Origin of the sequence: Streptomyces sp. R11, from assembly GCF_041051905.1 — a bacterium.
Taxonomy (GTDB): domain Bacteria; phylum Actinomycetota; class Actinomycetes; order Streptomycetales; family Streptomycetaceae; genus Streptomyces.
This window is the reverse complement of sequence record NZ_CP163432.1, coordinates 5,206,438-5,227,500: the sequence shown is the minus strand read 5'-3', so window position 1 is coordinate 5,227,500 and position 21,063 is coordinate 5,206,438. Positions and strand designations below refer to the sequence as shown.

The following is a 21,063-nucleotide window of genomic DNA, read 5'->3' as shown; positions in this document are numbered from 1 at the left end:
GACGCGCAGCGTCTTGCCCACGGAGCCGAAGATCTCCTCGGCGTGGGCGAGGTCGGCTTCGCTGGCGTGGCTGCCGGCGGAGATGACGGACATCGCCTCGTCGACGAGGGCGGGGGTGTTCGTCATGACGCGGACGACCGGGGTGCCGGCGGCGAGGCGGGACTCGAAGAAGGAGGTGGGGATGCCTGCGGCTCCGCTGATGACCAGGCGGTCGGTGGGCACGTGCGGGGCGAGTTCGTCGAGGAGGGTGCCCATGTCCTGCGGCTTGACCGTGAGGATCAGGGTGTCGGCGGTCTTGGCGGCTTCCGCGTTGGTGACCGGGGTGACTCCGTGGCGGGCACGGAGTTCTTCGGCTCGTTCCGCGCGGCGGGCCGTCACCAGGAGGTCGGCCGGTTCCCAGCCGCCGCGGATCATTCCGCTGAGCAGGGCTTCGCCGATCTTGCCGGTGCCGAGGACTGCGACTTTCTGGGTCATTGGCTGGGGTGCCCTCCGGAGGTTGCGTTGTCCTGGTTCATCCTCCCACCAGGGGCGCCCTTCGAGGTGGCGAGTCCAGTGGGCGGACGGGGCTGAGCGGACGGGCCGGGCACCGGGCCCGGCCCTCGGCGGTCACGCCGTCCTGCGCCGCAGCGTCGCCGCGCCCAGGCCCAGGACCAGCAGGGCACAGCCCGCCACGATCAGGGCGTCGCGCACGAAGGTGGCGGTCATGTCGGTGTGCTTGAGGACCTCGTTCATGCCATCGACCGCGTAGGACATGGGGAGGACGTTGGAGATGGCCTCGAGGGCGGGGTGCATGTTGTCGCGGGGAGTGAAGAGGCCGCAGAGGAGGAGTTGGGGGAAGATCACGGCCGGCATGAACTGGACGGCCTGGAATTCGGAGGCCGCGAAGGCCGAGACGAAGAGACCGAGCGCGGTGCCGAGCAGTGCGTCGAGCAGCGCCACGAGGAGGAGCAGCCAGGGGCTGCCGGTGACGTCGAGGTCGAGGAACCACAGGGCGAGTCCGGTCGCCAGTGCGGACTGGATGATCGCGAGGGTGCCGAAGGCGAGGGCGTAGCCGGCGATCAGGTCGCCCTTGCCGAGGGGCATGGCGAGGAGGCGTTCGAGGGTTCCCGAGGTGCGTTCGCGCAGGGTGGCGATGGAGGTGACCAGGAACATCGTGATCAGCGGGAAGATCCCGAGGAGGGAGGCGCCGATGTTGTCGAAGGTGCGCGGGCTGCCGTCGAAGACGTAGCGCAGCAGGAACAGCATCACGCAGGGGATGAGGACCAGCAGCGCGATGGTGCGCGGGTCGTGGCGGAGCTGTCGCAGGACGCGGGCGGCGGTGGCGGTCGTGCGGGCAAGGCTCAGGGCGCCGGTGGGGGCCGGCCGGAGCGTGGTGGTGCTCGTCGTCGTGGTCATCGCGTGGTCTCCTTCGCGCGGGCGGCCGCGGTCGCCTCGTCGACCAGGTGCAGGAAGGCCGCCTCGACCGTCTCGGAGTGCGTACGGGTGCGGAGGGCGTCCGGGGTGTCGTCGGCGAGGATCTGGCCCTCGCGCATCAGAAGGAGGCGGTGGCAGCGCTCGGCCTCGTCCATGACGTGGGAGGAGATGAGGAGGGTGGCGTTGCGGGAGGCCGCGATGTCGTGGAAGAGGCTCCAGAGGTCGCGGCGCAGGACCGGGTCCAGGCCGACCGTCGGTTCGTCCAGGACGAGGAGTTCGGGGGTACCGAGCAGGGCGACCGCCAGGGAGACGCGGCTGCGCTGGCCGCCGGAGAGGTTGCCGGCCAGGGAGTCGGCGTGGCTGGTGAGGTCGACGTCGGCGATGGCACGGGTGACGTTCTCGTGGCGCCGGTCGGCTGCCGAGTGGCCGGGGTCGAGGATCGCGGCGAAGTAGGCGAGGTTCTGGCGGATCGTCAGGTCGTCGTAGACGGAGGGAGCTTGGGTGACGTAGCCGATACGAGTGCGCAGGGTGGGGTGGCCCGCGGGGCTGCCGAGCACCTCGAGGGTGCCGGTGACCTTGGCCTGGGTACCGACGATCGCCCTCATGAGGGTGGTCTTGCCGCAGCCGGATGGGCCGAGCAGGCCGGTGATCTGGCCGCGCGGAACGGTGAATTCGAGGCCGCGGAGGACCTGGCGGGTGCCGCGTACGACGTTCAGGGACTCGGCTCGGATGGCGGGGGTGTCGGGTGGTGGGTCGGTGCGGGCGGGGGAGTAATTCATCATGTGATGAATAATCCTCCGGCGGAGCTGCGGCGTCAAGCGCCGGGGAGAGCCGGTGGTCGGGTGTGGATGGGGAGTGGGGGTGCGTGTGGGGCGAGTTGGGAGGGGGCGGGTGCCCGTGGGTCACGGGGCCGACTGCCCGTTGAGGAACGGCGTTGATCCCGTGCCGCACCGGCCGGGCACACAAGTCGCCCGCCCACGCCGGATCGGGGGCGGGGCGGGCGGTGGGCGCGGCCGTGGCCGACAGTCGCTGGTCGGTTGGTGAGGGGGTCAGGACGTGGTGGCGATGAGGAGGTCGACGTCGTAGGTCTCTTCGATGATTCCGTCCGGGAAGGTGTCGAGGAGGAGTCGCTTTTCCTCGGTGAGGAAGGCGGTGCTCGCCTCTGTGCCGTGGACCAGGAAGAGCGAGTGGCTGCCGAGGTTCGCGAGGTGCGTGTCGATGGGGACGCGGCGGCTCCAGCGCACCTTGTGGCCGGTGAAGTCGAGGAGGCCGGTGGGGTCGGAGAGGGCGGCTCGGGCGCCGCTGCCGTTCTGCTCGACGGCGGGGTGGGTGCCGAAGCCGCGCTCGATACGGACTGCCTGTGCGGCGTGCCAAGGGATGTCGAGCGGGGTGGTGTTCCACCACAGGGCGAGTGCGCCCCCGGGGCGCAGTACGCGCAGGGCCTCCGGCACGGAGTGGGTGGGGTCGGTCCAGTGCCAGGCCTGGGCGTAGGTGAGGAAGTCGGCGGAGGCTGTGGCGAGGGGGAGGGCGTTGCCGTCGCCGCGGACGATCGGTATGTCGGGGTGGGTGCGGCGGAACTGGGCCGCCATGCCGTCGCCGGGCTCGACGGCCAGTACGGCGGCGCCCCGCTGTTGCATGAGCTCGGTGGCGATGCCGGTGCCCGCGCCCACGTCCACGACGCAAGCGCCGGTGAGGGAGCGGCCGGCGAGCTCTTCGATCGCGTCGAAGAGGGCGGGTGGGTAGGAGGGGCGGTTCGCGGCGTACTGGGCTGCGGCCGCGTTGAAGGAACGGGCTCGGTCAGCGTGGGAAGGGGCCGTCATACGGCCATGGTGGCCTCGGCCGGTGCGGTAGGCACCGACTTGTGCGAGGTGTTTGGTCCCCCTCGCTACCCGCGGCGGCGCTTCTTCGCCGGGTTGCCTGTGCGGCGGGTGGTGCGGTTCTCGTGTTGTTTGCGGGCCGCCTCGTACTCCTCGCGGTGGAGTTTCTCGCCGGGGGCCTCGGTGAGGGAGCGGAAGAAGTAGGCGAGGAGGGAGCCGACGAAGCCGATGGTCAGGAGGCCGCGGAGGGAGGCCTGGCGGTCGGGGTCGGGGCGCTTGGTGAAGCCGTCCCAGGTGTGGCGGAAGGCGAGGGCGCTGCAGATCGCAAACATCACGACCATCAGGAGGGTGACGAAGCTGCCGATGTCTGCAATCTGGAGCCCCTGGTAGGCGAAGCGCAGCACCAGGCAGGAGGCGGCCGCGGTGGCGAGGGAGCCGGCGGACACCGCGATGCGGCGGGCGGTGTAGCCGTTGTCGTGGTCGACCCAGGTCGTGCCGAAGAAGCGCAGGGGCTCGGGGCGGGGGCCCGTGGAGCCCGCGGAGGTGTCCGGGGTGCCGTTCGTCTCGCTCACGCGTCGATTATGGCTCCGGTCCGGCCGCGGGCTCCGTACGGGTTCCCGGATACCGGGAACTGTTGTGATCGGGATCAGCATGGACAGGCGCAGCCGTCGCGTCCTGTCCTCACCTGCGCACCAGGCCCTGTCGGTCAGGACGAGCAGCGGGGGCGGACGTAGCCGTCGCTGCCTGTCCTGACGAAGGCGTCCGAGACGTACTCGCCGCTGGCGATGCTGTCCCAGATGTTCGTCGTGCCGTACGGGCCCGTCACGAGCGTGCCCGGCGTCTGGCAGTAGATCGCGACCCGGATTCCTTCGGGCAGGACCTTGATGATCGGGTAGCTGGTGCCGGGGCCGCTGCGGACGTTGAGACGGACGCCCGGCGCGACCGGGTAGTAGGGCACGGCAGCGGCCGTCGCCGCCATCGTGACGGCGGCATCCGAGGCTGCCTTTTCCTCGCCGCCGTCCAGCAATTCGACACGGTCAACAGACATGAGACTTCCCCCCGTTGATCCCCATGACCGTCATGGGGTCCCGTTGATTCCCCTAAATCACGCCATGAAACAGAAGTTCACAACTCGAACGCGGAGACTAGCAAGCCGCCTCTGTCTCGTACGAGTCATCGACTAGGCTCCGTGCGTCGCGCGCGCGGACGAACAGCACGGGGGTGGTCCCATGGCGCCACAGCAGAACGCCGGAGCGGGCGCGGAAGCGGAACTTCCCGAGTACGCCGGTCACTACCGTCTGGAGTCCCACCTGGGGTCCGGCGGCATGGGCGTCGTGCATCTCGCGCGGAGCACGTCGGGCATGCAGCTCGCCGTGAAGGTCGTGCATGCCGAGTTCGCGAAGGATCCCGAGTTCAGGGGGCGGTTCCGGCAGGAGGTGGGCGCGGCTCGCAGGGTGAGCGGGGCCTTCACCGCGCCGGTGGTGGACGCAGATCCGGAGGCCGAACGGCCCTGGATGGCCACGCTGTTCATCCCCGGACCGACCCTCTCCGACCGGGTGAAGCGGAACGGGCCGATGGAGCCGGCGCAGTTGCGGCAGCTGATGGCCGGGCTGGCGGAAGCGCTGCGCGACATCCACCGGGTCGGGGTGGTGCACCGGGACCTGAAGCCGAGCAATGTGCTGCTCGCCGAGGACGGGCCGAAGGTCATCGACTTCGGCATCTCTCGGCCAAAGGACAGTGAGCTGCGGACCGAGACCGGGAAGTTGATCGGCACGCCGCCGTTCATGGCGCCGGAGCAGTTCCGGCGGCCGCGGGAGGTCGGGCCGGCCGCCGACATCTTCGCGCTGGGGTCCGTGATGGTGCATGCGGCGACGGGACGGGGGCCGTTCGACTCCGACAGCCCGTACGTCGTCGCCTACCAGGTCGTCCATGACGAGCCGGACCTGACCGGCGTACCGGAGAATCTCGCGCCGCTCATCGGGCGGTGTCTCGCCAAGGAGCCCGAGGAGCGTCCCACACCGGACGAGTTGATGCGGGAGCTGCGGGCGGTGGCGGCTTCGTACGACACGCAGGCGTTCATACCTGCGCAGCGCACGGGGGATTCGCCCAAGCCGGAGCGAGGCTCCGCGGAGCCGCCGCCGCAGCCGCAGCCAGGGCCGGCGGCGACGAGAAGGCGCCTGCTCAAGCGGACAGCGCTTGTGGCAGTGGCCCTGGCCCTTGTCGTCGTCGGCGGAGTCGCCGCTGTGCAGCTGATGGACGACGTCCCCGCGGAGCGCCCGAACCGGAGCGGGAGCGGCAACGATGGAGCACCCTCCGCGGCGGCGCGGTTCGAGCCCTGGGCCGTCAAGCCGGCCGGGCAGGCGAAGGGCCTGCCCAGATGCACGTACGAAAGACCCAGACTGCTGTGTACGCAACCGGGGCTGATCAGCTCACTCGATCCCACGGACGGCAGCGTGCTGTGGCGGCATGACCTGGCCAAGGGCGATTCACCCGGCGGCCCGCCGACGCTCTCCGGTGGGCTGGCGCATGTGCTGACGCACGCCGGCAGGCGCCTGGAGGCGCTCGATCCCGCGACGGGCAAGTCACGGTGGCAGCTGGACGTCTCGGCGTACCGGGGATTCCGGTTCGCGGGCGGCGTGCTGCTGCTCAGCGGAGCCGACGGGCGGATGACCGGTGTCGACAGCGCGTCCGGTGAGACGAAGTGGTCGCGGGGGATCCCGGGGCTGAGCGAGGCGTACGTCGTCTCGTTCCCGAAGAGCCCCTGGGTTCTCGTGTCGAGTACGTCCGCCGACGGGGACCGGACGCGCGTCATGGCGGTCGATCCGAGTACGGGGGATGTGCGCTGGGACGTACGACTCGACGGCGATCTGACTCCCGTCGGGGTCACCGGCGGCCATGTGTTCTTCCTTGCGGGCGGCGGTGGCTACGGCGAGGCGAAGGCAGTGGTCCGCTACAGCCCGGAGTCCGAGGACACGCGGCGCGTGGACTTGCCCGTTCCGGTCGTTCAGGCGCAGGCCGGCGTGCACGGAGGGGTGGTCTACGTCCTGGGCACCGGCGGGTCACTGGTGGCGGTCGACACGCGTACGGGCAAGCAGTCGTGGTCGCTGGAGACAACCGTGAGCCAGGGCTCGGCACCCGTCTCGGACGGCCGGCGCGTGTACTTCACCGCCGCCGACGGACGCCTGCTCGCCGTCGACGCCGCCGAGGGAAGGCTCCTCGGCCAGACGCCCCCACGCCTCAGCGCGAACTCCGCGGAGGCCACAGCCGCGTTGCCCACACCTGGCCTGGGCGACGGCGGCATCTACGCCACCGCCCCCGACGGCACCGTCTTCGCCGTGGACGCGCGCACCCCGTCCGCCTGGTGACGGCAGAGGGGCCGCCTCCGTAGAGACGGCCCCTCAGGAACCCTCGTACACCTGCCGGCCCCTCAGGGGCCCTTGGCGGGGCTCAGCCCAGCTTGGTCACGTCCCGCACCGCGCCCTTGTCCGCGCTGGTCGCCATCGCCGCGTACGCCCGCAGCGCCGCCGACACCTTGCGGTCGCGGTTCTTCGGAGCGTACGCCCCGTTCAACGCCTGCTCACGGCGGGCGAGTTCCGCATCGTCGACCAGCAACTCGATCGAGCGGTTCGGGATGTCGATGCGGATACGGTCACCGTCCTCGACCAGCGCGATCGTGCCGCCGGACGCGGCCTCCGGGGAGGCGTGGCCGATGGACAGGCCGGACGTGCCGCCGGAGAAGCGGCCGTCGGTGATCAGGGCGCAGGTCTTGCCGAGGCCGCGGCCCTTGAGGAAGGACGTCGGGTAGAGCATCTCCTGCATGCCGGGGCCGCCCTTGGGGCCCTCGTAGCGGATGACGACGACGTCACCGTCCGTCACCTGTTTGTTGAGGATCTTCTCGACGGCCTCTTCCTGCGACTCGCAGACGACCGCCGGGCCCTCGAAGGTCCAGATCGACTCGTCCACACCCGCGGTCTTGACCACGCACCCGTCGACGGCGAGGTTGCCCTTCAGGACCGCCAGGCCGCCGTCCTTGGAGTACGCGTGCTCGGTGCTGCGGATGCAGCCGCCCTCGGCGTCCTCGTCGAGCGCCTCCCAGCGCTCGGACTGCGAGAAGGCCTCCGCCGACCGGACGCAGCCCGGGGCCGCGTGCCACAGCTCGACCGCCTTCGGCGAGGGCGAGCCACCGCGCACGTCCCAGGTCTTCAGCCAGTCCGAAAGGGACGGGCTGTGGACGGCGTGCACGTCCTCGTTCAGCAGGCCGGCGCGGTGCAGTTCGCCCAGCAGGGCCGGGATGCCGCCGGCGCGGTGCACGTCCTCCATGTAGTACGTGCGGTCCTTGGCGACGTTCGGCGCGACCTTCGCCAGGCAGGGAACCCGGCGGCTGACCTCGTTGATCTGCTCCAGCCCGAACGGAACGCCCGCCTCCTGGGCGGCGGCCAGCAGGTGCAGGATCGTGTTGGTCGAGCCGCCCATCGCGATGTCGAGGGCCATGGCGTTCTCGAAGGCCGCGAAGGTGGCGACGTTGCGCGGGAGGACCGTCTCGTCGTCCTGGTCGTAGTAGCGGCGGGTGATGTCCATGACCGTGCGGGCCGCGTCCTCGTACAGGGCTTTGCGGGCCGTGTGCGTGGCGAGCACCGAGCCGTTGCCGGGCAGGGACAGGCCGATGGCCTCGGTCAGGCAGTTCATCGAGTTGGCGGTGAACATGCCGGAACAGGAACCACAGGTCGGACAGGCGTTCTCCTCGATGCGGAGGATGTCCTCGTCCGAGATCTTGTCGTTCACGGCGTCGGAGATCGCGTCGACCAGGTCGAGCGTACGGACCGTGCCGTCCACCAGCGTGGCGCGGCCGGACTCCATGGGGCCACCGGAGACGAAGACGGTGGGGATGTTGAGCCGCAGGGCGGCGTTCAGCATGCCCGGGGTGATCTTGTCGCAGTTGGAGATGCAGATCAGGGCGTCGGCGCAGTGCGCCTCGACCATGTACTCCATGCTGTCCGCGATGAGGTCACGGGACGGCAGGGAGTAGAGCATCCCGCCGTGCCCCATCGCGATGCCGTCGTCGACGGCGATGGTGTTGAACTCACGCGGGATGCCGCCGGCCTCCCTGATCGCCTCGCTGACGATCCGGCCGACGGGCTGGAGGTGCGTGTGACCGGGCACGAACTCGGTGAAGCTGTTCGCCACCGCGATGATCGGCTTCCGGCCGATGTCCGCACCGGGTACACCGGAGGCGCGCATAAGGGCGCGGGCGCCCGCCATGTTGCGGCCGTGGGTGACTGTGCGGGACCTCAGCTCGGGCATCGTCGCTCGCTCCTTCAGGGACAGCAGAGACTGCGATCAGAGACTTCTGACTGCTAACGAGCGTACGCCGGTCATCCAGAGGGCGGGACGAGGTGTCCGAAATACGGGACGCATGTCTCGCGGAACAGCCACCTGCCGCGTCACCGGCCGGTGAGATGCCCCTGCACGACGGGCGCCACGCGCGCGATGATCTCCTCCACGTCCACCGAGGCGATCGGCTCGATCTTGATCACGTACCGCATCATCGCGACGCCCACCAGCTGCGCGGCGGCGAGCTCGGCGCGCAGCTCGGCGTCCGGGGAGTCGATCTCGCCGGCGATGCGCCGCAGCAGCTGGGCGGAGACGAGCCGCCGGAAGACGGCGGCGGCGGCCTCGTTGTTGACCGCCGACCGGACGATGGCGAGCAGCGGCTTCCGGGACACGGGGTTCTCCCAGAGCCCGAAGATGACGCGGGTCATGCGCTCCCCCACATCGTCGAGGGGCCCTTCGAGCACCACGTCCCGCACCTTGAGAGCGGGCGCGAAGGCGACCTCCACCGACGCCTCGAAGACCTGCTCCTTGGTGCCGAAGTAGTGGTGGACGAGCGCCGAGTCCACGCCGGCCGCCTTGGCGATGCCGCGCACGGACGCCTTGTCGTAGCCCCGCTCGGAGAACTCCTCGCGGGCGGCGTTCAGGATGCGGTCGCGGGTGTCCGCGGATTCCGTACGAGGGGGCCGACCCCGGCGTCGGGAGCCCACCCCGCCCTGGCCGGAGGTGATGCCGGTCACGGCCGGGACACCTTCATCGCCGAGGCCAGATGCAGCCGCGTGAAGGCGAGGGCCTCGGCGAGGTCTGCCTCACGTTCGGCGCTGGACATCGCGCGGCGGGTGTTGACCTCGATGACGACGTGACCGTCGAAGCCGGTCAGGGCGAGCCGCTCCAGCACCTCGGCGCAGGGCTGGGTGCCGCGGCCCGGGACGAGGTGCTCGTCCTTCGCCGACCCTCTGCCGTCGGCGAGGTGGACGTGGCCGAGCCGGTCGCCCATGCGGTCGATCATCTGGAGCGCGTCACTCCGGGCGGTCGCCGTATGGCTGAGATCGATCGTGAAGTGCCGGTAGTCGTCCTTCGTCACGTCCCAGTCGGGGGCGTACGCGAGCATCTCGCGGTCGCGGTAGCGCCAGGGGTACATGTTCTCTACGGCGAACCGCACATCCGTCTCGTTCGCCATCCGCCAGATTCCCTCGACGAAGTCGCGGGCGTACTGACGCTGCCAACGGAACGGGGGGTGTACGACGACGGTGCTCGCGCCCAGCTTCTCGGCCGCCGCCTGGGCTCGCTGGAGCTTGGTCCACGGGTCGGTGGACCACACGCGCTGGGTGATCAGCAGACACGGGGCGTGGACGGCGAGGATCGGGATGCGGTGGTAGTCGCTCAGCCTCCGCAGTGCCTCCATGTCCTGGCTGACCGGGTCGGTCCACACCATGACCTCGACACCGTCGTACCCGAGGCGCGCGGCAATCTCGAAGGCCGTCGCCGTCGACTCCGGATACACGGAGGCCGTCGACAGGGCGACCTTCGCATCCGGGATGCGCACCACTGGTTCTGCCACGGGGACAGCGTACGGGGCGGTGCTGGGCGTCGGGGAACTGGTGAGGGTGCGGGGTCCGGGAGGGATGGCAACCGGCCATGTGTGCGAACTGCGGATATGCCGGGGGGTGGAGTCGGGTGTGTGGCGGGGTTCACGCTGCGCGGCCGGTTCGTTCGGGGGCGCTCGTCGGCGTGGGCCGGGCTGGTCCCGCGGGGTGCTGCCCGCGTCCCTGCCTGTCTCGCCCCCGCCGCCCCTACCCTTCCCATCCCCAGGGGCTCCGCCCCTTCGACCCCGGCCAGGGGGCTCCGCCCCCCTGGACCCCCATCGGCCTGAACGGCCTCGTCCTCGAACGCCGGACGGGCTGACATACCTGGGCCGGCGCCGAGAGGGGCCGTCTGCGCTCGTGCACCGCCCCCTGCGGGTGGTTTGGGATTGGGGATGCCGCGACCGGCAGGCGCTACGCGCACCCTCGCCCAACCGCCGAAGGCTCCGTCACCCCACCGTCAAGTGATCCAACTTGCGCAGAATCACGCCCTCCCGCAACGCCCAAGGACAGACCTCCAGCGTCTCCACCCCGAACAGATCCATCGCCCCCTCGGCCACCAACGCCCCCGCGAGCAGCTGCCCCGCCCGCCCCTCGGAAACCCCCGGCAGTTCTGCCCGCTGGACCACCGTCATCCCTGCCAGTCGGGGAACCCATGCCTCCAAGGACTCCCGCTTCAGCTCGCGCTGGGCGTACAGGCCGTCCGCGGAACGGGCGGCGCCGGCGAGGCGGGCCAGTTGCTTGAAGGTCTTGGATGTGGCGACCACGTGATCGGGCGCACCGAACCGGGTGAATTCGCCGACCGTACGGGCGATCTGCGCCCGGACGTGCCGCCGTAGCGCACGTATGTCCTCCGCCTCCGGCGGATCACCCGGCAGCCAGCCGGCCGTCAGCCGCCCCGCCCCCAGCGGCAGCGACACCGCCGCGTCCGGCTCCTCGTCCATGCCGTACGCGATCTCCAGGGACCCGCCCCCGATGTCCAGCACCAGCAGCTTCCCGGCCGACCACCCGAACCACCGCCGCGCGGCGAGGAAGGTCAGCCGGGCCTCCTCCGCGCCGGTGAGTACCTGCAGCTCGACCCCGGTCTCATCCTTCACGCGGGCCAGCACGTCATCGGCGTTGGTGGCCTCCCGCACCGCGGACGTCGCGAACGGCAGCACCTCCTCGGCGCCCTTGTCCTCGGCGGCCTGCAGCGCCCCATGGATGACGCCGATCAGCTTGTCGATGCCGTCGGGACCGATGGCCCCGCTGTCGTCGAGGAGTTGGGCAAGGCGCAGTTCCGCCTTGTGCGAGTGCGCGGGCAGCGGGCGTGCGCCGGGGTGCGCATCCACCACCAGGAGATGCACCGTGTTGGATCCAACGTCGAGGACACCGAGTCTCATGTACGGAACGCTACTGCCACCTTGTCGATCCTCTGTGCTCGAAGCCGCAGGTACCGACGCCGTACCCTGGACCCGTGCCAAAGACGAAAAAGGCGAAGAACGACAAGACGGCCAAATCAGCCAAGGGTTCTTCGCAGGCGAAGGCAGCCACAAAGTCGAAGAAGCCCACGAACCCCGCGAAGCCCGCCCAGGAACCGGACGAGAAGGGGCTGGACTTCGCCCGCGCATGGGTGGAGTTCCCGGATCCGGCGGACGACGAGCAGGTCTTCCGGTGTGATCTGACATGGCTGACCTCCCGCTGGAACTGCATCTTCGGCAGCGGCTGCCAGGGCATCCAGGCAGGCCGCGCGGCCGACGGCTGCTGCACGCTGGGCGCGCACTTCTCCGACGAGGACGACGAGCAGCGGGTCGCCGAACATGTGGCGAGGCTCACGCCGGAGATCTGGCAGCACCATGACGAGGGCACGGAGCACGGCTGGATCTCCGAGGACGAGGACGGCGACCGCCAGACCCGCCCCTTCAACGGCTCGTGCATCTTCCAGAACCGCCCCGGCTTCGCGGGCGGCGCGGGCTGCTCGCTGCACATCCTCGCCCTGAAGGAGGGCCGCGAGCCGCTGGAGACCAAGCCGGACGTCTGCTGGCAGCTGCCGGTCCGGCGGACGTACGAGTGGATCGACCGGCCCGACGACACCCGGGTGCTGCAGGTGTCGATCGGTGAGTACGACCGTCGCGGCTGGGGCCCTGGCGGTCACGACCTGCACTGGTGGTGCACCTCGGCGACCTCCGCGCACGGCGCGGGCGACCCGGTGTACGTGTCGTACCGGCCGGAGCTGATCGAACTGATGGGCAAGGCGGGCTACGACCGCCTCGTCGAGCTGTGCGAGGAGCGGCTGGCGTCGCAGCTGCCGTTGCTGGCACCGCATCCGGCGGATCCCGTCGGCTGACGGACCCGGCAGGGACCGGCGGCCTACGGCCCCGACGGGCTCGCGTCGCCGCTCACGCTGGGCGGCGGCGTCGAGCCCCCCGGCTCGGACGGGCCGGACTCGGACGGCTCGCCGGGTGTGGGCGGCGGGTCGGAGGGCGAGGTCGGCGGGTCGCTGGGAGTCGGGTCGGTCGGAGTGGGGGTCGTCGGCGTCGGATCGGGCCCGGAGGACGAGGGCGGCGGCTCGCTGGGTGTCCCGGGGTCGGTCGGATCGGTGGGGTGGGGGGTGCTGGGATGCGGGCCGGGGTGCTGTCCCGGGCCGGAGGGGCTCGGGGCTGTGCCGTAGCCCTCGATGGAGACGAGGGCACCGGCGGGTGAGATCGCCACCCGCGCGCTCCAGTACCCGGACGGTTCCCGCAGATGGTCGACGTACACCTTGATCGTCAACGACTCACCGGGCGCCAGCGTTCCCTCCGACTGACTCAGATACAGCCAGTGCGCACCGGTGCTCGCGGACCAGCGCACCGGCATACGCCCTGTCGCCCTGAGGGTGACGAGCGTGGTGTCGCCGCTGTTGCCGGCCGACACCTCCAGGCCGCCGACGCCCGCCCCGCGCGCGCCGCTGACGCTGACGACCTCCACGGAGACGTCCGGTTTGCCGCGGTCGCCGAAACTTTCACCACGTCTGGTGCTCGCGTTGCCCGCGTTCTCGTAGCCGTCACCCGCGGCCTCCCCGTCAAGGCTGCCGGGGCCCTGCGCCTCGCTCGCACTGGCCGAGCTGCCGTCGACGCCCTCGCCGGTCGGGGTGCCCCGGTAGGCGGCCCACAGGGCGATGACGGGCGCGGCGACGACGGTGGCGACGACGGTCGTCGTCACAGCACGCGCGCGTAGCCGGTCCCTGCGGGCGGCACGATCCTTCGGGTCCATCGGGAACCCACGCCGGTCGAAGCGCGGCACGGCCACGCCCCGCGCGCGTGGGGCGTGCGCGAGGGCCATGTGCAGGGCCGCGCGGGGCGCCTGGAGGACGGGCAGTTCGGCGGGGGTGACGGCCGCGCCGGGCCACCGGCCGGGGATCGCGCGCTCGGCGGTTCGGCGGCAGCGCGGGCAGTCGTCGACGTGCCGGACGAGCTCGCGGCGCAGGGCCGTGCCGAGCACGAGCTGGTTGTCGCCGGTGAGCCGGGCGACGCCCGGACAGGCGCCGGTCTCGACGACGGCGAGGGCCGCGCGCGTGCGCTCGACCTCGCAGGCGGCGGAGGCGAGCAGCTCGCGGGCGGCGGCCAGGTCCATGCCGAGGACGGCGGCGACCTCATGGGTGGCGAGGTGGTGGCGTACGGCGAGTTCGAGGGCCTCGCGCTGCTCCGGGGTGGTGCCGGCGGCCTCCGGCCAGGCCAGCAGGGCCAGTTCGCGGCGCCGCTGCTCCTGGACCTCCTCGGAGACGGCCGGTCGGGCGGCCTGTGCTCCCGCCTGCCGATGGGCTCCGGTCCGGCCCGCCGCGTGGCTGCCCTGACGTTTCTGCTTGGCCTCGGCCAGCTTGCGCAGACACGCCCAGCGGGCCAGCGCGTACAGCCAGGGCCGTCGGTCCGCGGCGGCCTCCGGCACACGCTGCCCGCGGCGTTCGGCGAGCGCGAGGACGTCGCCGAGGGCGGCGGTCGCGGTGTCGTGGTCGCACAGCACGGACAGGCAGTAGGTGAACAGCCCGTCCAGATAAGGCTCGTAGCGCGCGGGCGGCCGCTGCGCCACCGTACGCGCCGCCGCGCGATCACGCGCCTCCCGATGCGCCCGGTGCGCGCCGGCCGTGCGGGTCGAGGTCTCCGGACTGCTGCTCATCATTGGTGGACCGTAGGCGGCCCCGGGTGGCGCCTTCTCCCTGCTTGAGCAGTTTTACTCCGTACGGGTGAAACGATCCCTCAATAGGGGACAGGAGCGCCGGATTCCGTGGTTTGTGCATGACGAAAAGGCCCCGAGCAGGCATTGCGCCGACCCGGAGCGGCTGTGCACAGCCGTACGCGTTGTCAGTGGGCTCGGTTACGGTTCATCGCATGGCTGCCCGTACCAAGTCCACGAAGGACCGCCCGTCCTACCGCTGCACGGAGTGCGGCTGGCAGACGGCCAAGTGGCTCGGCCGCTGCCCCGAGTGCCAGGCCTGGGGGACGGTCGAGGAGTACGGCGCGCCCGCGGTCCGTACGACGACGCCGGGGCGGGTGACGACATCCGCGCTGCCGATCGGGCAGGTCGACGGACGGCAGGCCACCGCGCGGCCCACCGGCGTGCCCGAGCTGGACCGGGTGCTCGGCGGCGGGCTGGTGCCCGGCGCCGTCGTCCTCGTCGCGGGCGAGCCCGGCGTCGGCAAGTCCACGCTGCTGCTGGACGTGGCGGCCAAGTCGGCGAGCGACGAGCACCGCACGCTCTATGTCACCGGCGAGGAGTCGGCGAGCCAGGTGCGGCTGCGTGCCGACCGCATCGGCGCCATCGACGACCACCTGTATCTCGCGGCCGAGACCGATCTGGCCGCCGTGCTGGGCCACTTGGACGCGGTGAAGCCGTCGCTGCTCATCATGGACTCGGTACAGACCGTGGCCTCGCCGGAGATCGACGGCGCACCGGGCGGCATGGCCCAGGTCCGCGAGGTGGCCGGCGCCCTGATCCGGGCGTCCAAGGAGCGCGGGATGTCCACACTCCTTGTGGGGCACGTCACCAAGGACGGGGCCATCGCCGGACCCCGCCTCCTCGAACACCTCGTGGACGTGGTGCTCAGCTTCGAGGGCGACCGGCACGCGCGCCTGCGTCTCGTACGAGGCGTCAAGAACCGCTACGGCACGACGGACGAGGTCGGCTGCTTCGAACTGCACGATGAGGGCATTACGGGCCTTGCCGACCCAAGCGGACTTTTCCTGACCCGTCGCGCCGAACCGGTCCCCGGTACCTGTCTGACGGTCACCCTGGAGGGCCGCCGCCCGCTGGTGGCCGAAGTCCAGGCGCTCACCGTCGACTCACAGATCCCCTCGCCCCGCCGTACGACGTCCGGCCTGGAGACGTCCCGTGTCTCGATGATGCTGGCCGTCCTCGAACAGCGCGGCCGGATCAGCGCCCTCGGCAAGCGGGACATCTACTCCGCGACGGTGGGCGGAGTGAAGCTCTCGGAGCCCGCCGCCGACCTCGCCGTGGCCCTCGCTCTGGCCTCCGCCGCGAGTGACACACCTCTCCCCAAGAACCTCGTCGCGATCGGCGAGGTGGGCCTCGCGGGCGAGGTCAGACGGGTCACGGGCGTGCAGCGCAGACTCGCCGAAGCACACCGGCTGGGCTTCACGCACGCCCTCGTACCGGGCGACCCGGGCAAGATCCCTGCGGGCATGAAGGTGCTGGAAGTGGCCGACATAGGGGACGCGCTGCAAGTCCTTCCGCGCTCGCGTCGCAGAGAGGCCCCACGGGACGCCGAGGACCGCCGGTAGACTTTGCCCAGGTCTCGCCCGTCCGTGCGAACAGAATGTGCGAACGGGGGCGCCCCAGAACCTGCGACCGGAGGAGTGCAGTGGCAGCCAACGACCGGGCAGCAGCTCCCGGAAAGTCCGGTGGGAGCTCCGGTGCCGATGGCCTGATGCGCGCCTCACTGAGCGCCGTGGCACCCGGCACGGCCCTGCGCGACGGGCTTGAGCGGATCCTCCGCGGCAACACCGGCGGACTCATCGTGCTCGGCTCCGACAAGACCGTCGAGGTGATGTGCACGGGCGGATTCGTCCTGGATGTCGAGTTCACGGCGACGCGACTGCGTGAGCTGTGCAAGCTCGACGGCGGCATCGTGCTGTCGTCGGACCTGTCGAAGATCCTTCGCGCGGGCGTCCAGCTGGTCCCGGACCCGACGATCCCCACCGAGGAGACGGGCACCCGGCACCGCACGGCGGACCGGGTCAGCAAGCAGGTCGGCTTCCCGGTCGTCTCGGTCTCCCAGTCCATGCGGCTGATCGCGCTCTACGTCGACGGCCACCGCCGCGTCCTGGAGGACTCGGCGGCGATCCTCTCCCGCGCCAACCAGGCCCTGGCGACCCTGGAGCGCTACAAGCTCCGCCTCGACGAGGTCGCGGGAACGTTGTCAGCGCTGGAGATCGAGGACCTCGTGACGGTCCGCGACGTCTCCGCGGTCGCCCAGCGCCTGGAGATGGTCCGGCGCATCGCGACCGAGATCGCCGAGTACGTGGTGGAGCTCGGCACGGACGGACGGCTCCTGGCCCTCCAGCTGGACGAGTTGATCGCGGGTGTGGAGCCCGAGCGCGAACTCGTGGTGCGCGACTACGTCCCCGAGCCGACGGCGAAGCGCTCCCGCACGGTCGACGAGGCGCTGTACGAGCTGGACGCGCTCACCCACGCCGAGCTTCTCGAACTGTCCACGGTGGCAAGGGCGTTGGGCTACACCGGATCCCCGGAGGCGCTGGACTCCGCGGTCTCCCCGCGCGGCTTCCGCCTCCTGGCCAAGGTGCCGAGGCTGCCCGGCGCGATCATCGACCGCCTGGTGGAGCACTTCGGCGGCCTGCAGAAGCTGCTCGCCGCGAGCGTGGACGACCTCCAGACGGTGGACGGCGTCGGCGAGGCCCGGGCGCGCAGCGTCCGTGAGGGCCTGTCGCGGTTGGCGGAGAGCTCGATCCTGGAGCGGTACGTCTAGGCCCTGCCGCCGAGTCGGCTCTCTGAGCCGACTGCCGTCCGCTGACGGCCGCTAGTCGTTCTCCAGCACGAACGACGTCTGCGCCGTCCCGAACCCCGGCGTCTTCGCCTCCACCAGATACGTCCCCGCCGGGGCGGCCCCGGCCGGCGGCGTCGCGCACTGCGGAGCGCTCGCCTTGCGGTCCCACTTCACGGTGTACGTGATGCTCTTACCGGTGGGCACGCGGAACTTCAGGCTGCCGGAGACCTTGGGGCAGTCGGCGGAGGACCAGAAGTCGTCCTCGGAACCCGCCTGGGTGAGCGTCACCACGGCGTTCTTCGGGCCGAGGTCGACCTTGCAGTCATAGCTGGAGGTGTTCGTCGCGGTCAGCAGCACGGCGGGCGTCTGGCCGGGCTCGTACGCGTTGCGCTGGCTGCGCACCGTCACCTTCACCGCGCCCGCGACACAGTCGGGCAACGTGGAGCCCGCGGAGACCGCGTCGCCCGCGCCGACACCGCTGCCCGAGCCGCCACCCGCGGATCCGCTGCCCGAGCCGTCCGAGCCGCCGGAGCTTCCGTCGCCGTCCCCGGACCCGTTGCCGTCACCGGCGTCGGAGCCGTCACCGGACCCCGACCCGTCGGAGTCCCCGCCGCCGGGCGACTCGTCGCGCCCGCCCGGCGCCTCGCTGATCGCCGGCCCCGAACTCGACGGGCCCGGGGTGATCGTCGAGGGCGCGGGATTCTTGCCGTCGGACCCGCCTTCGTCGTTCTTGCCGCCTCCGCCGCCCGAGGTGAGCACCCAGGTGCCAAGCAGCGCCAACAGGGCGACCACGGACAGCATTACGGCCCTCCGACGCCAGTAGATGGAGGAGGGAAGCGGCCCGACCGGATTGCGCAGAGATCCCACGGCGCAAACTGTACGAGAGATCGGCGCGCTAGCTTGCTCCACCCGCCGCCGAAGGCCGCAACTTTTCCGGATCATCATCCCGGAAACCCACCCGGCGACGGCACCTGACCCCTGTCTTCCGTCAGGCGCGAGACCTGCCGATCGCAGGATGTGACGGTATCGGCCCGCCGCCTACGGTCCGTGACCATGGACTTCGAGGACGCGGAGCTCTACCGCGACATCACCGACTTCGCCCACGACACCCCGACGTGGGTACAACACACCGCCGAGATATGGACGGAGGCCGGACTGCTGCTGTTCGGCGCCCTGTTCGTCACCGGGTGGTGGCGAGCCAGACGCGACACCACCCGGGCCTTCGCGATCGCGGTCCTTGCACCTCTGGCCACGGCTGTGGCGTACGTGTGCAGTGAGCTCCTCAAGTCGGCTGTCATGCAGGAGCGTCCGTGCCGGGCGGTACCGGACGCGACCACCTCTCTCGCCGCCTGCCCGCCGCCCGGCGACTGGTCCTTTCCCAGCAACCACGCCACCATCGCGGGCGCCGCGGCCGTCACCGTGGCCCTGACCGGGCAGGCACTCCTGTGGCTGACGGCCCCCCTGGCCCTGCTCATGGCCTTCTCCCGGGTCTTCGTCGGCGTGCACTATCCGCACGACGTCGCGGCGGGCCTGGCCCTGGGCGCGGTCGTCGCCGTGGCGGCCGTACGGCCAGGCACCGGCCCGGCGATCCGGCTGGCGGAGGCGATGCGGGCCTCATCGGCGCCCGCCGTACGGTGGTTCACCGGACCGGGTCCCGAGCGGGTCGCGGCGTACGACATGCGCTGAGCCTCACGATTCCACCAGGCCCGCCTCGTACGCCACGATCGCCGCCTGCACCCGGTTGCGCACGCCCAACCGGTCCAGCACCGCACTCACATACGCCTTCACCGTGCCCTCGACGAGATGCAGCCGGGCGGCGATCTCCGGGTTGGACAGGCCGGCGCCGACGAGCCCGAGCACCTCGCGCTCGCGCGGGCTGAGCTCGGCCACGCGTGCGCGTGCGGCGGCCTCGCGGCCGAGGCGCCCGTCGCTGCCGCCCAGCCCGTCGATGACATGGCGGGCCACCTTCGGCGACAGGAAGGCCGCGCCGCCCGCCACCGCCCGTACGCCCGCGATCAGTTCGTACGGGTCCCCGGACTTCAGCAGGAAGCCGGTGGCGCCGCCGCCGAGCGCGCGGGCCACGTAAGCCTGTTCGGAGAAGGTGGTGAGCATCGCGACGGCCGTGCCGGGGACGCTGCGTACGATCTCCTCGGCCGCCGCGAGCCCGTCCAGGCGTGGCATACGAATGTCCAGCAGGGCCACGTCCGGGCGGTGCGCCCGGGCCAGCTCGACCGCCTCGCGCCCGTCACCGGCCTCCGCGACGACCTCGGTCTCACCGCCGCTCGTCAGGATGACGCGCACGCCGGCCCGCACCATCGCCTCGTCGTCGGCCAGCAGTACGCGGATCACCGTACGAACTCCTCATCTGTGGGCGGGTGTTGGGACAGGCCCACCCTGGGAATCACGTCCTTGGCGACGAGCTGCCCCTCGTCGTCGAAGCAGAGCCTGAAGTGGTCGACGGAGACGAGGAGTTCGCCGCTGGCGCGGTAGTAGCGGCAGTCGCTGCCCTCCGGGGGCGGCACGGGCGCGCGGTCGACCGGCGCGTCCCGCACGCTGCGGTCCGGCAGGACGTGCGCGAGGTCCCCGTCCGATGCCCCGAGCCGCAGCTGGGCGTAGGCCGCGGGCGGCAGCACCGAGTGGGTCTCCGTGTACGCGTACCAGGCGAACCCTCCGCCGACGAGGACGACACCGGCGGCAACGGCGGCCGCGAGGGCGAGGACGACCCGGCGGCGGGCGCGGGTGTAGGGGGCGTACGGGGCCGGGACCGGCCGTACGGCTGAGGCGACGCCCTGCTCGGGGACGTACGCCCGCACACGGAAGCCGTCGCCACGGGGGCCGGCCTCGAAGTCGCCGCCGACCGCGGTGACGGCGGCGCGGAGGGCTTGCAGGCCGGTGCCGCCGTAGGGGAGGGAAGGGAGGCTCGGGGAGGTGGACGAGGGCGACGAGTTGCTCGACGGTCTCCCCCGGTGGGCTCAGGGACACCGGCTCGTTCTCCTCCCGCAGGACGCCGATGATGCGGTGCAGTCGGTCGGTGGCGTCCGCGGCGGCCGCGCGCAGGTCGGCGGCCGCGGTGCGGTGGTGGTCCGGGAGGTCGGGGGCGACCTGGAGGGCGCCCGCGCGCAGGGCGATGAGGCTCAGCTCGTGGCCCAGGGAGTCGTGCATGTCCTGGGCGATCCGGGCCCGCTCACGCAGCCGGGCCCGCTCCTCGGCGATGCGCTGCTCGCCCTCCAGACGTGCGGCCCGGTTCCAGCCGGCCGTGGTCAGCTGACGGCTCTGCCGCCAGTACCGGCCACCGAGCCAGGGGGAAGACGCAACCGAACAGCAACGTGCCCGTCAGCACCACCCACTCCGGCGCCGGATCGACCCCGAACAGCGCGATCCTCGCCGTACCGAGACAACCGACGGCCCCGAAGACGACGGCAGCCGGCCGCACCCGTTCCGCGCGCAGGCCGAGCAGCAGCGCGAAGACGCCGAGCGCTGGGCCGTAGGAGACGGTGAACAGGGCGGGGGCAGCCACCAGACTCAGTGCGGCCGTCAGCGCGAAGGCCACCAAGGGGCGCCACCGCGCCACGGACACCGCGGCGGCGAGCACGGCCACCCCGGCCAGCTGCTGCCACACGGCACGCGGCTCGTTCATCCCGAGCCGGTCGGCCGTGAGCGCGGGCAGCACGAGGGCGGCCCACAGGAGGCAGGCCCGCCATATGCGAGGACGTTCCATCCGCCCGACGCTACAAGCGGGGGGTGGGGGGCGACTGCTGGCGATCGTCAGGTGCAGGGCATTTTTCGGGGCGCGCATTTTTCGGGGCCGGTCCCGGCATCTCAGCCCGTGCGGCGTTTGAGGACGAGGCCCTCCAGGGCCGAAGCGGGGGTCTGGGGGACGCAGGCCCCCAGGGACCGCAACCCACCCCACACCCGCAGCCGCAAAACGCACCGCCACCACCACCTA

Annotated in this window: 20 protein-coding genes and 1 pseudogene (1 of these 21 only partly in view); 5 read left to right on the top strand and 16 right to left on the bottom strand. The window is 71.5% G+C overall.

Annotation, left to right across the window (positions count from 1 at the left end):
- From proC to AB5J55_RS24225, 6 genes are all read right to left on the bottom strand, one after another.
- Positions 1-474, bottom strand: partial view of a pyrroline-5-carboxylate reductase gene (gene proC / locus AB5J55_RS24250; protein ID WP_369272680.1) — the 5' portion only. 339 nt of this gene lie to the left of the window's left edge; the window shows 474 of its 813 coding nt (coding positions 1-474); its start codon is at positions 472-474; the stop codon falls past the left edge of the window.
- Positions 475-606: 132 nt separating this feature from the next.
- Complete coding sequence (locus AB5J55_RS24245; protein ID WP_369272679.1) at positions 607-1,395, bottom strand: ABC transporter permease; 789 nt, start codon at positions 1,393-1,395, stop codon at positions 607-609.
- Complete coding sequence (locus AB5J55_RS24240; protein WP_369272678.1) at positions 1,392-2,195, bottom strand: ABC transporter ATP-binding protein; 804 nt, start codon at positions 2,193-2,195, stop codon at positions 1,392-1,394. The genes AB5J55_RS24245 and AB5J55_RS24240 overlap by 4 nt, the downstream gene beginning before the upstream one ends.
- A gap of 267 nt (positions 2,196-2,462) precedes the next feature.
- Positions 2,463-3,233, bottom strand: a complete 771-nt coding sequence (locus AB5J55_RS24235) for a class I SAM-dependent methyltransferase (RefSeq protein WP_369272677.1) — start codon at positions 3,231-3,233, stop codon at positions 2,463-2,465.
- A 65-nt stretch (positions 3,234-3,298) separates the two neighbouring features.
- Positions 3,299-3,802, bottom strand: a complete 504-nt coding sequence (locus tag AB5J55_RS24230) for an EamA/RhaT family transporter (RefSeq protein WP_369272676.1) — start codon at positions 3,800-3,802, stop codon at positions 3,299-3,301.
- A gap of 134 nt (positions 3,803-3,936) precedes the next feature.
- Complete coding sequence (locus tag AB5J55_RS24225) at positions 3,937-4,278, bottom strand: SH3 domain-containing protein (protein ID WP_369272675.1); 342 nt, start codon at positions 4,276-4,278, stop codon at positions 3,937-3,939.
- Between the two features lie 181 nt (positions 4,279-4,459).
- Here AB5J55_RS24225 and AB5J55_RS24220 point away from each other — a divergent pair, with 181 nt between their 5' ends.
- Complete coding sequence (locus tag AB5J55_RS24220) at positions 4,460-6,595, top strand: serine/threonine-protein kinase (protein ID WP_369272674.1); 2,136 nt, start codon at positions 4,460-4,462, stop codon at positions 6,593-6,595.
- An 82-nt stretch (positions 6,596-6,677) separates the two neighbouring features.
- On the opposite strand, the gene ilvD is transcribed toward AB5J55_RS24220, so the two are convergent.
- The 4 genes from ilvD to AB5J55_RS24200 form a co-directional block, all read right to left on the bottom strand.
- Positions 6,678-8,531 (bottom strand): dihydroxy-acid dehydratase, encoded by a 1,854-nt coding sequence (gene ilvD, locus AB5J55_RS24215; protein ID WP_369272673.1) that lies wholly within the window; start codon positions 8,529-8,531, stop codon positions 6,678-6,680.
- A 140-nt stretch (positions 8,532-8,671) separates the two neighbouring features.
- The gene (locus AB5J55_RS24210) at positions 8,672-9,298 is read right to left on the bottom strand and encodes a TetR family transcriptional regulator (protein ID WP_369272672.1); all 627 of its coding nucleotides are present in this window, start codon (positions 9,296-9,298) and stop codon (positions 8,672-8,674) included.
- On the bottom strand, positions 9,295-10,119 hold the full coding sequence (locus AB5J55_RS24205) for a sugar phosphate isomerase/epimerase family protein (protein WP_369272671.1): 825 nt from the start codon (positions 10,117-10,119) through the stop codon (positions 9,295-9,297). The genes AB5J55_RS24210 and AB5J55_RS24205 overlap by 4 nt, the downstream gene beginning before the upstream one ends.
- Positions 10,120-10,590: 471 nt before the next feature.
- A complete protein-coding gene (locus AB5J55_RS24200) occupies positions 10,591-11,523 on the bottom strand; it encodes a Ppx/GppA family phosphatase (protein WP_369272670.1) in 933 nt (310 codons plus the stop codon).
- Positions 11,524-11,597: 74 nt separating this feature from the next.
- Here AB5J55_RS24200 and AB5J55_RS24195 point away from each other — a divergent pair, with 74 nt between their 5' ends.
- Complete coding sequence (locus AB5J55_RS24195) at positions 11,598-12,467, top strand: hypothetical protein (protein WP_369272669.1); 870 nt, start codon at positions 11,598-11,600, stop codon at positions 12,465-12,467.
- Positions 12,468-12,490: 23 nt separating this feature from the next.
- Here the strand turns inward: AB5J55_RS24195 and AB5J55_RS24190 are convergent, their stop codons facing one another.
- A complete protein-coding gene (locus AB5J55_RS24190; RefSeq protein ID WP_369272668.1) occupies positions 12,491-14,275 on the bottom strand; it encodes a hypothetical protein in 1,785 nt (594 codons plus the stop codon).
- Between the two features lie 209 nt (positions 14,276-14,484).
- Between AB5J55_RS24190 and radA the strand changes: the two genes are divergently transcribed.
- Both radA and disA read left to right on the top strand, forming a co-directional pair.
- Positions 14,485-15,894, top strand: coding sequence for a DNA repair protein RadA (radA, locus tag AB5J55_RS24185; protein ID WP_369272667.1), 1,410 nt, complete (start codon positions 14,485-14,487; stop codon positions 15,892-15,894).
- A gap of 80 nt (positions 15,895-15,974) precedes the next feature.
- Positions 15,975-17,099 (top strand): DNA integrity scanning diadenylate cyclase DisA, encoded by a 1,125-nt coding sequence (gene disA, locus AB5J55_RS24180; protein ID WP_328425026.1) that lies wholly within the window; start codon positions 15,975-15,977, stop codon positions 17,097-17,099.
- Between the two features lie 51 nt (positions 17,100-17,150).
- Here the strand turns inward: disA and AB5J55_RS24175 are convergent, their stop codons facing one another.
- On the bottom strand, positions 17,151-17,984 hold the full coding sequence (locus tag AB5J55_RS24175) for a hypothetical protein (protein WP_369272666.1): 834 nt from the start codon (positions 17,982-17,984) through the stop codon (positions 17,151-17,153).
- Between the two features lie 186 nt (positions 17,985-18,170).
- Here AB5J55_RS24175 and AB5J55_RS24170 point away from each other — a divergent pair, with 186 nt between their 5' ends.
- Positions 18,171-18,803 carry a phosphatase PAP2 family protein gene (locus AB5J55_RS24170; RefSeq protein WP_369272665.1) on the top strand — a complete coding sequence of 211 codons (633 nt, stop codon included), beginning with the start codon at positions 18,171-18,173 and terminating at the stop codon, positions 18,801-18,803.
- A 3-nt stretch (positions 18,804-18,806) separates the two neighbouring features.
- On the opposite strand, the gene AB5J55_RS24165 is transcribed toward AB5J55_RS24170, so the two are convergent.
- The 4 genes and pseudogenes from AB5J55_RS24165 to AB5J55_RS24150 form a co-directional block, all read right to left on the bottom strand.
- Positions 18,807-19,466, bottom strand: coding sequence for a response regulator (locus AB5J55_RS24165; RefSeq protein WP_369272664.1), 660 nt, complete (start codon positions 19,464-19,466; stop codon positions 18,807-18,809).
- On the bottom strand, positions 19,463-19,930 hold the full coding sequence (locus AB5J55_RS24160) for a histidine kinase (RefSeq protein ID WP_369272663.1): 468 nt from the start codon (positions 19,928-19,930) through the stop codon (positions 19,463-19,465). Before AB5J55_RS24160 ends, AB5J55_RS24165 begins: the two co-directional genes overlap by 4 nt.
- Before the next feature lie 238 nt (positions 19,931-20,168).
- A pseudogene (locus AB5J55_RS24155) lies at positions 20,169-20,279 on the bottom strand (histidine kinase); the annotation flags it as partial.
- A gap of 22 nt (positions 20,280-20,301) precedes the next feature.
- A complete protein-coding gene (locus AB5J55_RS24150; protein WP_369272662.1) occupies positions 20,302-20,835 on the bottom strand; it encodes a hypothetical protein in 534 nt (177 codons plus the stop codon).
- Between the last annotated feature and the right edge of the window lie 228 nt (positions 20,836-21,063).